At 67.7% G+C, this 13,599-nt stretch carries 10 protein-coding genes; 9 read left to right on the top strand and 1 reads right to left on the bottom strand.

The features are described from left to right. Nucleotides 1-221: 221 nt before the first annotated feature. From VB734_RS13975 to ggt, 3 genes are all read left to right on the top strand, one after another. Nucleotides 222-713, top strand: a complete 492-nt coding sequence (locus VB734_RS13975; protein WP_197162966.1) for a YajQ family cyclic di-GMP-binding protein — start codon at nt 222-224, stop codon at nt 711-713. Between the two features lie 731 nt (nt 714-1,444). Beyond that, nucleotides 1,445-5,062: a hydantoinase B/oxoprolinase family protein gene (locus VB734_RS13970; RefSeq protein WP_416223675.1), complete on the top strand. Its 3,618-nt coding sequence runs from the start codon at nt 1,445-1,447 to the stop codon at nt 5,060-5,062. Next, nucleotides 5,049-6,839, top strand: coding sequence for a gamma-glutamyltransferase (gene ggt / locus VB734_RS13965; protein ID WP_322781740.1), 1,791 nt, complete (start codon nt 5,049-5,051; stop codon nt 6,837-6,839). Before VB734_RS13970 ends, ggt begins: the two co-directional genes overlap by 14 nt. 186 nt (nt 6,840-7,025) lie before the next feature. On the opposite strand, the gene VB734_RS13960 is transcribed toward ggt, so the two are convergent. After that, a complete protein-coding gene (locus VB734_RS13960) occupies nt 7,026-7,541 on the bottom strand; it encodes an HdeD family acid-resistance protein (RefSeq protein WP_197162970.1) in 516 nt (171 codons plus the stop codon). 125 nt (nt 7,542-7,666) lie between these two features. On the opposite strand from VB734_RS13960, the gene VB734_RS13955 reads away from it, so the two are divergent. From VB734_RS13955 to VB734_RS13930, 6 genes are read left to right on the top strand one after another with little or no spacing between them, the layout of a single operon-like run. Further along, nucleotides 7,667-8,164 carry a DUF2231 domain-containing protein gene (locus VB734_RS13955; RefSeq protein ID WP_322781739.1) on the top strand — a complete coding sequence of 166 codons (498 nt, stop codon included), beginning with the start codon at nt 7,667-7,669 and terminating at the stop codon, nt 8,162-8,164. After that, nucleotides 8,164-8,739, top strand: a complete 576-nt coding sequence (locus tag VB734_RS13950; protein WP_197162974.1) for a DUF2231 domain-containing protein — start codon at nt 8,164-8,166, stop codon at nt 8,737-8,739. The genes VB734_RS13955 and VB734_RS13950 overlap by 1 nt, the downstream gene beginning before the upstream one ends. Next, nucleotides 8,736-9,665 carry a cytochrome c oxidase subunit II gene (locus tag VB734_RS13945; RefSeq protein ID WP_197162976.1) on the top strand — a complete coding sequence of 310 codons (930 nt, stop codon included), beginning with the start codon at nt 8,736-8,738 and terminating at the stop codon, nt 9,663-9,665. Before VB734_RS13950 ends, VB734_RS13945 begins: the two co-directional genes overlap by 4 nt. Before the next feature lie 4 nt (nt 9,666-9,669). Continuing rightward, nucleotides 9,670-11,361 (top strand): cytochrome c oxidase subunit I, encoded by a 1,692-nt coding sequence (locus VB734_RS13940; RefSeq protein ID WP_197162978.1) that lies wholly within the window; start codon nt 9,670-9,672, stop codon nt 11,359-11,361. Between the two features lie 3 nt (nt 11,362-11,364). Next, a complete protein-coding gene (locus VB734_RS13935) occupies nt 11,365-11,964 on the top strand; it encodes a cytochrome c oxidase subunit 3 (RefSeq protein WP_197162980.1) in 600 nt (199 codons plus the stop codon). Next, entirely contained in the window at nt 11,961-13,463 is a 1,503-nt protein-coding gene (locus tag VB734_RS13930) for a GMC oxidoreductase (RefSeq protein WP_197162982.1), read from the top strand. Before VB734_RS13935 ends, VB734_RS13930 begins: the two co-directional genes overlap by 4 nt. Nucleotides 13,464-13,599: the final 136 nt, after the last annotated feature.

The following is a 13,599-nucleotide window of genomic DNA, read 5'->3' as shown; positions in this document are numbered from 1 at the left end:
CGGTCGAACATCGCCCGGGGCGCGGCGAGATCAGCCGGGGTGAAGTCGGCGCTGGCTCGCCCGGCGCCCAGGGGCACCAGGCTGAGGATCACCACGGCGCCCGACAGCAGCAGGGACCAGGCCAGGGCAGGGGCCGCGGCGGTCAGGACAGAGGGCATCGTCGAGGGGGCGCGGAACCCCTTTTCTAGGATTCGCTGAACCTCCACCGCCCGGCGCCGCCCATGGCCGATACCTACTCCTTCGATGTGGTCTCCGATTTCGACCGTCAGGAGCTGGTGAATGCCCTGGACCAGGTCCGGCGCGAGGTGGGTCAGCGCTACGACCTCAAGGACTCGAAGACCGAGATCGAGCTGGATGACGAGAGCATCACCATCACCACCGCCAGCGACATGACCCTGGAGGCGGTGGCTGATGTGCTGCGCCAGAAGGCCACCAAGCGGGAGCTCTCCCTGAAGATCTTTGATTTCCAGACCGCCGAGCCCGTGGGTGGCAACCGCATTCAGCAGGTGGTGAAGCTGCGCAAGGGGCTGAGCCAGGAGCTGGCCAAGAAGCTCAGCAAGACCGTGCGCGACCAGGTGAAGAAGGTCACCGTGGCGATCCAGGGGGAGAGCCTGCGCGTCACCGGCAAGAACAAGGACGATCTCCAGCAGGTGATCCAGCTGCTGCGGGCCGAAGACCTGGACGTGCCGATTCAGTTCGAGAACTACCGCTGATGATGATTCCCATTCTCTACTTGTCCTGGTTCTGTGGAGCCGCGGTGAAGAGTGTTTTCGGGGTCAGGGCATGGGCGGCCAGCGGATCGGCGGAAGCTACGCTTGAGTTGTCAGACGGTTGGGTTCTGCTGATCAGGTGATGCCAGATCAGAGCGTCATTCTTGAGATGGGATTGATGTGATCAGGCCTCACTTCAGTGGACCTAGCTTCTTGGCACCTTCGCCTTATCGGATGAACAGCCATGAAATTCTTCGAACTGATTTCCTTTTCTGATGAGGAAAGCATCACTGGCGGAAACCCGAACTTGACTAACAACCCGTCGGAAGTCTAACTGCCAAGATCTGGCGGTACGAACTATGGCCAGGCCACAAAGAACGGAGGTGGTGGTCTCGGCAATCCCTCCGTTCGTTATGAAGGAACGAATTATGGTCAGTACAAAAGAGAGAACAGTTAGATCGCTGTCTGAGACACGTTGATTCCTGCTGGGTCTCAGCCTGTGCTGGATCCTCTCCATCCCATGTCCCCTGCCTGCGCGGGGGTCGCGTTGTGTTCCGCGTCGCCGCTCGCGGTTCCTTCTGCATATCGATCGAATAGCGTCGGGCTTGCGTTGGGCAGAAGGTCCTCTGGAGCGCGATAGGCCAGCTGTCGCAGAACCCGGCAACCGGAAGTCCGCCCGTCCGTCCTCCGGCTGGCATTTCTGGATCGACCGAGGCGGCACGTTCACCGACCTTGTGGGGCGTAGCCCCGTTGGTGAACTGGTGGTGCGCAAGGTGCTCTCGGAGCAGCAGGGGCTGCTGGGCGATCCGGCCGTGGCCGCCATCCGTGAGTTGCTGGGTGTCTCCCCGGGCGAGCCCCTGCCGCCGGGGGCCGTCAGCGAGGTCCGTCTCGGCACCACCGTGGCCACCAACGCCCTGCTGGAGGATCGCGGCTCCCCCACCCTGCTGCTGATCACCCGGGGCTTCGCCGATGCCCTCTGGATCGGCGATCAGCATCGCCCCGACATCTTCGCTCTGGACATCCAGCGTCCGGCCCCGCTCTACCGGCGTGTGCTGGAGGTGGAGGGGCGGCTGGCGGCCGACGGCATCGAACTTCTTCCTCTGCGGCTCGATGCCCAGCTGGAGACCGCCCTGAGAACGGCCCGTGCCGAGGGCCTCAGCAGCTGCGCGGTGGCCCTGCTCCATGGCACACGGCACCCCCGCCACGAACAGCAGCTGGGCGACTGGCTGCGGCCCTTCGGTTTCGATCCCGTGGTGCTCTCCCATCGGGTGGGCCTGCGGCCCCGTCTGGTGTCACGAGCCCAGACCACCGTGGTGGAGGCCTGCGTCTCACCGGTGCTGGAGGCCTATCTCGACCGGTTGCGAGACGACCTCGGTCCTCACTGCCGCCTGCGCGTGATGCAGTCGAGTGGGGGGCTGATCGCCCCGGAGCTGCTCCGTGCCAAGGACACGATCCTCTCCGGTCCGGCCGGCGGGATGGTGGCCGCGGTCAGGCTCGCCGGCGGAGTCGCACCGATTGTCGGTTTCGACATGGGCGGCACCTCCACCGATGTCTTTCACGCACGGCCCGACGCCTCCGAGGGCGTCTGGGAGCGCCGCGAGGACACCGAGATCGCCGGCCTCACCCTGCAGGCGGAGATGCTGCCGATTCACACCGTGGCCGCCGGAGGTGGGTCGGTGCTCCATTTCGATGGGCAGCGTCTGCAGGTGGGGCCGGCCTCCGCCGGGGCGGATCCGGGGCCGGCCTGCTATCGTCGCGGCGGACCGCTGACGATCACCGACGCCAACCTGCTGCTGGGCCGCCTGCAGCCGGCCGCCTTTCCGGCGGTCTTCGGTCCGTCCGGGGATCAGGGACCCGATCCGGAGCGGGTTGGGCGGATGTTCCGCGAACTGGCCGAGCGCGTCAGCCGGGCGACGGGTCGCTCCAACACACCCGAATCGCTGGCGGAGGGCGCCGTGGCGATCGCGAACGATCGGATGGCCGAAGCGATCCGGCGGATCTCGATCGAGCGTGGACATGATCTTCGCGGTGCCACGCTGGTCTGCTACGGCGGGGCCGGAGGACAGCACGCCTGCGCTCTCGCCGATCGGCTGGGCATCCGCCGGCTGCTGCTCCATCCTCTGGCCGGGGTGCTTTCGGCCTATGGCATCGGCCTGGCCGACCAGAGGCTGCTGCGGGAGGAGGTGGTGCGCGAACCACTCGACGAGGCGTTGGTGGCTCGGCTGCGGCGGCGGGCTGCCGAGCTGGTCGAGGACGGATCCCGTGCCTGGAGCGGGCTCGACCAGCCCAGTTGCTTCCGGGTCGACGACGCACCTGCGCTTCGCGCCGAGTTCCGCGTCGGGGTGCGGCTCGCCGCCAGTGAGCTGACCCTGCCGCTTCCGCTGGCCGAGGCGCCGAGCCTGCGCCGTGGATTCGAGCGGGCCCACCGTCAGCGCTTCGGCCACGCGCCGGAGGACCCCGCACTCGTGGTGGAGTGGCTGCTGGTGGAGCTGGTGGCCCCGGGACCCGATCCGAACACCTGTACTCCACCGCCTCAGGCTGCGGCCGGACAGGGCGAGGACCCCCTCATCCCCCTCCACTGGGGTGGGCGATGGCACCAGGTCCCTCTGCACCGGCGCGAGGCACTCCCCAGGGGAGCACGGCTCGTCGGCCCCGCTCTGGTGGTGGAGTCCACCGGCACCCTCGTGCTCGCCCCCGTCTGGTCGGCTGCCCTGCAGGCCGATGGCAGCCTTCTGGTGACCCGCGACGCTCCGGCTCTGCCGGCATCGGCCGAACCGACCAGCGCGGAGGGGATGGATCCGGTCAGCCTCGAGCTGTTCAACCACCGCTTCTCGGCCGTGGCCGAGCAGATGGGGGTGCAGCTGCAGCAGAGCGCCCGCTCGGTGAACATCCGCGAGCGTCTTGATTTCTCCTGTGCCGTCTTTGACGCCGCAGGGGAGCTTGTGGCCAATGCCCCCCACATTCCAGTGCATCTGGGCTCGATGGGGGCCAGCGTCGCCGACCTGCTGGACGCGGTCCGGCGGCGGGAGCATCCCCCCCTGCGACCGGGTGATGCGATCGTCTCGAACCACCCTGCCCATGGCGGGACCCACCTGCCTGATCTCACGGTGATCACTCCGGTGTTCCTGCCGGGATGCGACTCCGTCCCCGAGTTCTTCGTGGCGTCCCGTGGCCATCACGCCGATGTGGGCGGGATCACACCGGGATCGATGCCCCCCTTCAGCCGGCGGCTCGAGCAGGAGGGGCTCCTGCTCGACAACGTGCCGCTGCTGCGCGGAGGCACGCTGCTGGAGGGGGACTGGCGGCGGCGGCTGGCGGCGGGGCCCTGGCCCGTGCGCAACCCGGATCAGCTGCTGGCCGATCTGCAGGCTCAGGTGGCCGCGAACCAGCTCGGGGCCCGCCTGCTGGTGGGGCTGGCTGACCGGGAGGGAGCGGGGGTGGTGCGGGCCTTCATGGCCCATGTGCAGGACAACGGTGCCGAGGCGGTGCGGCGGGTGATCGATCGGCTCGAGCCGGGTCACTTCCGTCTGCCCCTCGACGGCGGCCTGGTCATCAACGTGACGGTGCGTATCGATCACCCGGGCCGCCGCGCCGTGATCGACTTCAGCGGCACCTCCCCCCAGGACACGGGAAACCGCAATGCCCCGCTGGCGATCACCCGGGCGGTGGTGCTCTACGTGTTCCGCTGCCTGGTGGGGGAGGACGTGCCCCTCAATGCCGGCTGCTTCCGACCGCTGGAGCTGATCGTGCCTCCGGGGTCCCTGTTGCATCCGGGGCCTGATGCTGCCGTGGTCGCCGGCAACGTGGAAACATCGCAGGCGATCGCCAATGCCCTGTTCGCGGCCCTGGGGGTGATGGCCGCGGCCCAGGGCACCATGAACAACCTCAGCTTCGGGAACGAGCGCCATCACTACTACGAGACGATCTGCGGTGGATGTGGTGCCGGACGCGGTCTCGATGGCCAGGGTTTTGCGGGCGCTTCGGCGGTGCAGAGCCACATGACCAACTCCCGCCTCACCGATCCCGAAATCCTCGAAGAGCGTTTTCCCGTGCGCCTGGAATCCTTCAGCCTGCGCCGGGGCAGTGGTGGGGCCGGCCGTTGGCCGGGCGGCGACGGGGTGGTGCGGCACCTGCGCTTCCTGGAGCCGATGACCGCCGCGATCCTCTCGAGCTCTCGCCAGGCGCCCCCCTTCGGACTCGCCGGCGGCGGGGCCGGGGCGCTGGGCCGAAACCGGCTGATCCGCTCCGATGGCAGCGAACTGGAGCTGGACGGATCCGTGCAACTGGCGGTGGCGGCTGGTGATGCCCTGGTGATCGAGACCCCCGGAGGTGGCGGGTATGGCAGCCTCTGAGCTCCGCCTCCGCCCCCTGGGGCTGCTGACGGCGGCCGGCCTGGCCCTGCTGCCGCTGGTGGCGCAGGCCGACGTGCTCCAGGAGGCCAGCCAGCGCTTTCAGCCGATCTGGTCGGCCGGGGGCATGGTGGCCAGCCAGGAGGCGGAGGCCTCCCGGGTGGGGCGTGACGTGCTGCGGGCGGGGGGTAATGCCGTCGATGCGGCAGTGGCCACCTCTTTCGCCCTGGCGGTCACCCATCCCCAGGCGGGGAATCTGGGTGGCGGCGGTTTCCTCGTCCTCTGGCGGCCGGAGCGGCTCAGCCGGGGGCGGCCGCCGCAGCCTCAGGAGGTGGTGGTGGGCCAGGGCCGGGCGGTGACGATCAACTTCCGCGAGAGTGCACCCCAGGCAGCCGGTCCCGATCTGCTGCTCGATGCCTCCGGTGCGGTGGATCGCCTCAAGGCCACCCGCAGCCTGCTCAGCACCGGGGTGCCCGGCACGGTGGCGGGGCTTCTGCTTGCTCACCGCCACTACGGCCGCCTGCCCCTGGCGCGACTGATCACCCCCGCGATCCGTCTGGCGGAGGAGGGGGTGGTGGTGAGCAAGGCCCTGGCCGATTCCCTGGAGACCGCGGCTCCCCTGTTGCGGGCCGATCCCGAATCGGCTCGGCTCTTCTTCCGGCCGGAGGGCACGCCTTACCGCCCGGGCGAGCGTCTGCGCCAGCCCCAGCTGGGCGCCACCCTGCGGCGCATCGCCGCCGAGGGGGAGAAGGGCTTCTACCGCGGGCCTGTGGCTCGGGAGCTGGTGGCGCTGATGCGCCGCCGGGGAGGTCTGGTCAGTGCGGTGGATCTCAGCTCCTACCGGGCCCGCCTTCAGCCCCCTCTGGTGGGTGATTGGCGGGGCCATCCCGTGATCGCCATGCCCCCGCCCAGTTCCGGTGGGGTCACCCTGATCCAGCTCCTCAACATCCTGGAGGGCTTCGATCTGGCTGGCCTGGGGCACAACAGCGCCGCCAGCCTGCATCCGATGGCGGAGGCGATGAACCTGGCCTACCGCGACCGCAACCGCTGGCTGGGCGACCCCCGCTTCGTGGCGATGCCCCTGGAGCGGTTGCTGAGCCAGAGCTATGCCGATGACCTGCGCCGCACCATCCAGGGCCGGCGCCACCGTCCGGCGGGCGAGCTCGATCCGCCGGCCGCTGGTCGCGCCCCTGAAAGTCCGAACACCACCCACCTCTCGGTGATCGACCGTGACGGCTCGATGGTGGCCACCACCACCACCCTCAACTTTCCCTACGGCAACGGGGTGAGCGTGCCGGGAGCCGGCTTCCTGCTCAACAACGAGATGGATGATTTCACGGCCCGCCCCGGGGCTGCCAATGCCTTCGGCCTGGTGCAGGGAGCGGCCAACGCGATCGCGCCGCGCAAGCAACCGCTGAGCTCGATGGCGCCCACCCTGGTGCTCACCCCCGGCGGTGGCCCCCTGCTGGCCACCGGCAGCCCGGGCGGCAGCCGCATCATCACCACGGTGCTGCAGGTGCTGCTCAACCGCCTGGAGCATGGGCTGAACCTCGCCTCCGCAGTGGCTGCCAGCCGGATCCACAGTCAGCACCGCCCCGATGAGCTGGCCGTGGAGGAGGGCTTCAGCCCCGACACTCTCCGGCTGCTGGAGTCGATGGGTCACCGCTGGCGGATGGCCCCGGCGATGGGGGCGGCCCACTCGCTGGAGGCCCTGCCCGGTGGTGGAACGCTGGGGGCGGTCGATCAGCGCCGCTCCGAAGCGGCTCTGGCAGGGGAGTGAAACTGGGACGTTCCCGAAGCCGCCGGTCTGTGTCCTCTGTCCTTGCTGTTGCCGGCGTCGTTGGCGCTCCCGTTGCCGGTTCCGTGCCTCCGCTGGCCACCTTCACCTTCCAGGAATGGATGTGGAGCGGCGGTCTGATCGAGATCAGTCTGGTGCTGGCGGCCCTGATGGGGGCCGTCTGGCTGGTCAGTCGCCGGAGTTGAGCGGGGTCATCAGCAGATTGAACGCGGAGAAGCCCAGCGCGATGCCCAGCAGGGTGCCGATGGCCCAGAGACTGTCGCTCGGCCATTCGGCGATCAGCAGGACGCCCAGGCCCGCGGTCACGAGTCCATCGGCAAGCACCAGTCCTCTGGCGGGGGTGTCTGACGCCGCGGCAGAGGCCAGCTCCATCAGCCCTTCGACCGCCAGCAGCAGGCCGGCGAACAGCGTCAGGCTCACTTCGCTGACCACCGGATTGATCAGGATCCAGAGCCCCCCCGCCAGGTAGAGCAGCCCACTCAGGCCGCGGAACACGCGGTTGCGCAGGTCGCCCGCAGCGGTGAGCCGGATCAGCTGGGACAGGCCACTGGCGATGGCCACCCCCCCGATCGCGACCGTGAGCAGGGTGGCCGAAACGAACGGCAAAGCCAGGGCCAGGCCTGCCGCCGCCAGCACCAGCCCAGCCGCCAGCCAGCGCAGGGGTCGGGAGGCGGGGATCGACATGGCACGGGCTCGACTGCGCTCAGCGTAGGTAGCTGATCCGATCCGATCGGGATTCGCTGACTGGGCCGACACCCGTTTCTGCCGGAGCTGCATGGTGGAGGCAGCGGCAGGACGGGCAGGCGCCCATGCTCGAGCTTCTTCCTCCCCTCAACGACCGCAACCTCCCCTGGATCGACACGATCCACCCGATCGTGGTCCACTTCGTGATCGCGATGGCCCTGATCGCCTTCGTCTTCGATCTGATCGGTCGCCTGGCGGGAAAACCCGCCTTGTACGAGGTGAGCTTCTGGAACCTGCTCTTCGCCACGGTGTCGATTTTCATCGCGATCATCTTCGGCCAGGTGGAGGCGGGTCTGGCCAATCCCTATGGCGCCTCGCGCGACATCCTCAACCTGCACAGCACCCTTGGCTGGGTTCTGGCCGGAGTGCTCTCGGTGCTCACCGCCTGGCGCTATGTGATCCGCAGCCGGGATCCTCTGCAGCTGCCCCTGGCCTTTCTCGGGGCGGGCAGCCTGCTCAGTGCCTTGGTGGTGGTTCAGGTGCTGCTCGGCAATCAGTTGATCTGGGTCTACGGCCTGCACACCGTCAAGGTGGTGGAGGCGATGCGCGCAGGTCTGGTGTGATGGAGCTTGGAGCCAATGATCTGCCCTACCGGCTGCCGATTCACCCCAACCTGGTGCATCTCACGATCGGTCTGTTCGTGATTGCCATCGCCTTCGACATCGCCGGAGCGCTCTTCCCTTTCGAGAAGCGACTGTTCCGTTTCCTGGCCCTGCCGGTGACCCGGGCCGGACTGCATGACGTGGGCTGGTACAACCTGCTGGCCTGTTGCCTGATCAGCTTCTTCACCGTGGCGGCGGGTTTCGTGGAGATGCAGCTGGCCGATCCGCTCCCCGGTGTCACCAGCAGCTTCGGCATGGGCAGCACCGCCACCATGCTCTGGCATGGGGCTGTGGGCGTGGGCCTGCTGTTCTCGATCGTGCTGATGACGCTCTGGCGTGGAGTCCAGCGCTACCGCTGGCGCTGGGAGATGGGACGCCAGGTGCAGTGGAGTTACCTGCTGGTGGGACTGCTGGTGTTCGCGCTGATGGCCTGGCACGGCACCCTCGGCGCCCAGCTGGGGGTTGAGTTCGGCGTCCATGTCACCGCCAGCCAGCTTCTGGGCGAGGGCGCCAGTCTGCGGGAGGCCCTGCCATGACCAGTACCCCACAACGTTTCCCCCTCACCCGTGTGATCGGCCTGGCTCTCTGGCTGGTGCTGCTCATCCTGCTGAGTGTCTGGATGGGTGCTCAGGTGCCCCGCTGGCTGCCGGTGCAGGCCTCCTCGGCGGCCCCGCTGGTGGATGGCCTCTTCGGTTTCGAGACGGCCGTCGCCACCTTCGTGTTCGTGGGAGTGGTGTCGGTGATGGCCTGGGTCGTGCTCTTCAACCGGGCCGAGAAGTACGACATGAGTGATGCGGAGCCGATCGAGGGCAACACCACCCTCGAGATCATCTGGACCGTGATCCCGCTGCTGCTGGTGATGGGGATCGCTGCCTACACGATCCAGGTGAACCGCGAGATCGGTCTGATCGGCCCCATGGACCATGACCATGGTCCTGCCCTGGCCAGCTCCGCCAGTGCCGCACCACCTCCCGGCGGGGAGGTGCAGGTGATCGCCAGGCAGTGGTCGTGGGAGTTCCGCTACCCGGTGGCGGGGGTCTCCTCCACCGAGCTGCACCTGCCGCTCGGACGGCGCCTCGGCCTCCAGCTGGAGAGCAGGGACGTGATCCACGGCTTCTACGTGCCGGCCTTTCGTCTCAAGCAGCAGGTGATCCCCGGCCGCTCGATCACCCTCTTCCTCACGCCCACCCGCGAGGGCCGCTACCGCCTGCGCGACTCCGAGTACAGCGGCACCTGGTTCGCCGCCAACCAGGCCGATGTGGTGGTGGAGAGCGAAGAGGCCTACCAGGAGTGGCTGCGTCGTGCCTCCCGCCTGCCGCTCCAGCCCGGCCTCAGCGATGCCGCCCGTGAATACGCCCAGCAGCGCAGCGGCGAGCGCTCCAGCGGCTACGCCACCGTCGAGCCGGCCCCGCCGCCTCTGGTGAATGTGCCCGGCTCCAACACCCTTCCCCACGACGGCTGATCCCATGACCTCCACCGCCGGCGTCGACTCGCGCATCCTCAGGGCACCCCATCCGGTGCCCGGTGCCCCGGACAACTGGAAGCGCTTCTTCAGCTTCAACACCGATGCCAAGGTGATCGGCATCCAGTACATCGCCACTGCTCTGTTCTTCCTGCTGGTGGGCGGTCTCCTGGCGATGATCATGCGCGGTGAGCTGATCACACCGGAGGCGGATCTGGTGGATCGGACCGTGTACAACGGCCTCTACACGATGCACGGGACGATCATGCTCTTCCTGTTCATCTTCCCGGTGCTCAATGGGCTCAACAACCTGCTGATCCCGTGCATGATCGGCGCCCCGGACATGGCCTTCCCCAAGCTCAATGCCGCCGCCTTCTGGATGGTGCCGGTGTTCGGGGTGATCCTGATGGCCAGCTTCCTGGTTCCCGGCGGCCCCGCCTCCTCCGGCTGGTGGTCCTATCCGCCGGTGAGCCTGCAGAACCCCCTCGGGCATCTGATCAACGGAGAGGCCCTCTGGATTCTGGCCGTGGCCCTCTCGGGCATCTCCTCGATCATGGGCGCGGTCAACGTCGTGACCACGATCCTGCGCCTGCGCGCCCCTGGCATGTCCCTGGGCCGGATGCCGATCTTCTGCTGGACGGCTCTCTCGGCACAGACGATTCAGCTGATCGGCCTGCCCGCCCTCACGGGGGGAGCCGTGATGCTGCTGTTCGATCTGGTGGTGGGCACCTCCTTCTACCGCCCTGAGGGAGGCGGTGATCCGGTGCTCTATCAGCACTTCTTCTGGTTCTATTCCCACCCCGCCGTCTATGTGATCATCCTGCCGGTGTTCGGTGTGTTCTCCGAACTGTTCCCGGTCTATGCACGCAAGCCCCTGTTCGGCTATCCCTTCGTGGCCGGGGCCTCCCTGGTGATCGTCGGTCTCAGCCTGATCGTCTGGGTGCACCACATGTTCCCCAGCGGTGTTCCCCAGTGGATGCGCGATGTCTTCATGGTGACCACCATGCTGATCGCGGTGCCCACCGGCATCAAAGTGTTCGCCTGGCTGGCCACTCTGTGGGGCGGGAAGTTACGCCTGAACACGGCGATGCTGTTCGCCCTCGGCGGGCTGTTCAATTTTGTTTTCGCAGGCGTCACCGGCATCATGCTGGCTACGGTGCCTGTGGATATCCACGTGAACAACACCTATTTCGTGGTGGGTCATTTCCACTACGTGATTTATGGAGCGGCCACCATGGGAGTCTACGCCGCAATCTATCACTGGTTCCCGAAGTTCACCGGCCACATGTACTATGAGGGTCTTGGAAAGCTCCATTTTCTGCTTACCTTCATCGGCACCAACCTCAATTTCTTTCCGATGCATCCCCTCGGTCTGATGGGCATGCCCCGCAGGGTGTCCTCCTACGACCCGGAGTTCGCCTTCTGGAACGTGATCGCCAGCCTCGGTGCCTTCCTGCTGGGGGTTTCCATCATTCCCTTCCTGCTCAACCTGGTGAGCTCCTGGGTGCGGGGGCCGAAGTCTCCGGCCAATCCCTGGACGGCCATCGGCCTGGAGTGGCTGCTTCCTTCACCTCCTCCGGCTGAGAACTTCGAGGAGCACGTGCCCACCGTGATCAGTGGCCCCTACGGCTATGGCACCGGCCGGCCACTGGTGGAACACCAGGCCGAGATCGAGCGCTCCCTTCTGCAGGCCTGAGCCATGACCATCAGCCCTCCCCTCGATGACGCCCCGACCCCCCAGGGTCATGACGTGGCTTACGCCAACCACAGCCTTACCGGCTTCATCATCTTTCTCTGCTCCGAGAGCGTCATCTTTCTGGCGTTCTTCAGCGGCTATGCGTTGCTGAAGCTCTCAGCCCTGCAGTGGCTGCCGCCCGGGGTGGAGGGTCTGGAGTGGCGCAGCCCCCTTCTGTACACGGTGGTGCTGGTCTCCAGCAGCGGCACGGTGGCTCTGGCCGAGCGCTGCCTCTCCAGGGGACAGCTCTGGGGGTTCCGTTCCTTCTGGTTGCTGAGCATGGCCATGGGGGCGGTGTTTCTCTACGGCCAGGCGAGCGAATGGCGTTCACTGGCGTTCGGCATCACCAGCGGCAGTTTCGGCAGCTGCTTCTACCTGCTCACCGGCTTCCATGGCCTGCACGTGCTCAGCGGCATCCTGCTGATGGCCCTGATGCTGCAGCGCTCCTTCCGCCCGGCCAACTACGCCGCCGGTGAGCAGGGGGTGATCGCCACTTCCCTGTTCTGGCACTTCGTGGATGTGATCTGGGTGATGCTCTTTCTCCTTCTCTACGCCTGGTCATGATCCTCGACGACCAGCACCACGAGGTGATCGTGATCGGCTCCGGCGCCGCCGGCGGCACCCTGGCCGGGGCCCTCGCGGCCAGGGGCCGCTCGGTGCTGCTGCTGGAGCGGGGCGGAGTCATGGACCTGGCCGATCAGAACGTGGCCAGCGTCGATCTGTTCCGCAAGGACCGCTATCACCCCGGCGACGATTGGTTTGGCCCGGATGGCGATCCCTTCTCTCCCCAGACCATCTATGCCCTGGGCGGAAACACCAAGATCTGGGGCGGGGTGCTCGAGCGCATGTGGCCGCGCGAGTTCGAGGGTCTGCCTCTGCAGGAGGGGGTGGCCCCCGCCTGGCCCCTCAGCTACGACGAACTGGCCCCCTGGTACGAACGGGCCGAGGCGCTCTACCGCGTCCATGGCCGAGCCGGGGTCGACCCCCAGGAACCCCCGCGCAGCAGCCCCTATCCCCACGCCCCGCTGCCGCTGGATCCGCTCTTCGAGCCCCTGCGCCAGGGTCTGCAGCGCCAGGGCAGCCACCCCTACGACCTGCCGCTGAGCTGGTCGGAGCAGCTCGACGATCCCAGCGGCGACGCGGAGCTGTTCGGGGTGCAGCCGGCCCTCGCCCATCGCACCACCCGCCTGATCAGCAACGCCCGCGTCATCCAGCTGCACGTGGATCCCAGTGGCCGCGAGGTGAAGGGGGTGGAAGCCGAGATCGGCGGCCAGCGCTGGATGTTCCGCGGCGACCAGGTGGTGCTGGCCGCCGGTGCGGTCAACACCCCGGCGCTGCTGCTGCGCTCCCGCAGCACACTCCATCCCGACGGTCTGGCCAATGGCTCCAGCCAGGTGGGCCGCCACCTGATGAAACCCCAGCTCACCGCCATCCTGCAGCTGGCCCGCGAGCCCCACAGCGGCCGCTTCCCCCGCAGCCTGGGGGTCAACGACTATGTCTGGGGTGATCAGAACGTCAGCTTTCCGCTCGGTCACATCGAAACCGGCGGCGGAGTGCTGCAGGACGCCCAGTTCGCCGAGTCACCGCCGGTGCTCTCGCTGATCACCCGGCTCCTGCCCAACCTGGCTCTGGAGCAGCTGGCGGTGCGCTCGATCTGCTGGTGGGCGATGAGTCCGGTGCTGCCCGATCCCGGGAACCGTATCGAGCTGCGCGGGGAGCGGCTGAGCATCCAGTACAGGGCCAACAACCTCGAAGCCCACGACCGCCTCGTCTACCGCTGGCTCTCCGTGCTCAAGGCGGTCGACGCCGATCCGCTCACTCCCCAGGTGCGCCAGGCCCCCTTCTACCCCCGCGGCGAGGCTCCCCTGGCGGTGATCGGTCATGCCTGCGGCACCTGCCGCATGGGCGACGATCCGGCCCACTCGGTGGTCGATCGCGACGGCCGCGTCCATGGCCTGGCCAACCTGACCATCGCCGATGCCAGCGTCTTTCCCAGTTGCCCGATGGTGTCGCCCGGCCTCACCGTGATTGCGAACGCCCTTCGGATGGCGGAGCGGTTCTAGGCTTCCCCCATCAGGGGTTTGGAGGATCGAGACCCATGGCCGAACGCGAATCCCCCGTCAGTCCCATCCTGGCCAGTGCCGTCGCCGGGGCGGTCATCGGAGCCGCCGGTCTGGCCTGGTGGCTGCTGGCTGAAGC

It is taken from the genome of Synechococcus sp. BA-124 BA4, assembly GCF_034931165.1.
The sequence above is the reverse complement of the archived record's forward strand: the minus strand, read 5'-3'. Positions and strand labels throughout refer to the sequence as shown.

Excerpts from the sequence above, each read along its gene's own strand:
- VB734_RS13975 (WP_197162966.1), top strand. The coding sequence starts at position 222 with ATGGCCGATACCTACTCCTTCGATGTGGTCTCCGATTTCGACCGTCAG.
- ggt (WP_322781740.1), top strand. The coding sequence starts at position 5,049 with ATGGCAGCCTCTGAGCTCCGCCTCCGCCCCCTGGGGCTGCTGACGGCG.
- VB734_RS13960 (WP_197162970.1), bottom strand. The coding sequence starts at position 7,541 with ATGTCGATCCCCGCCTCCCGACCCCTGCGCTGGCTGGCGGCTGGGCTG.
- VB734_RS13955 (WP_322781739.1), top strand. The coding sequence starts at position 7,667 with ATGCTCGAGCTTCTTCCTCCCCTCAACGACCGCAACCTCCCCTGGATC.
- VB734_RS13950 (WP_197162974.1), top strand. The coding sequence starts at position 8,164 with ATGGAGCTTGGAGCCAATGATCTGCCCTACCGGCTGCCGATTCACCCC.
- VB734_RS13945 (WP_197162976.1), top strand. The coding sequence starts at position 8,736 with ATGACCAGTACCCCACAACGTTTCCCCCTCACCCGTGTGATCGGCCTG.
- VB734_RS13940 (WP_197162978.1), top strand. The coding sequence starts at position 9,670 with ATGACCTCCACCGCCGGCGTCGACTCGCGCATCCTCAGGGCACCCCAT.
- VB734_RS13935 (WP_197162980.1), top strand. The coding sequence starts at position 11,365 with ATGACCATCAGCCCTCCCCTCGATGACGCCCCGACCCCCCAGGGTCAT.
- VB734_RS13930 (WP_197162982.1), top strand. The coding sequence starts at position 11,961 with ATGATCCTCGACGACCAGCACCACGAGGTGATCGTGATCGGCTCCGGC.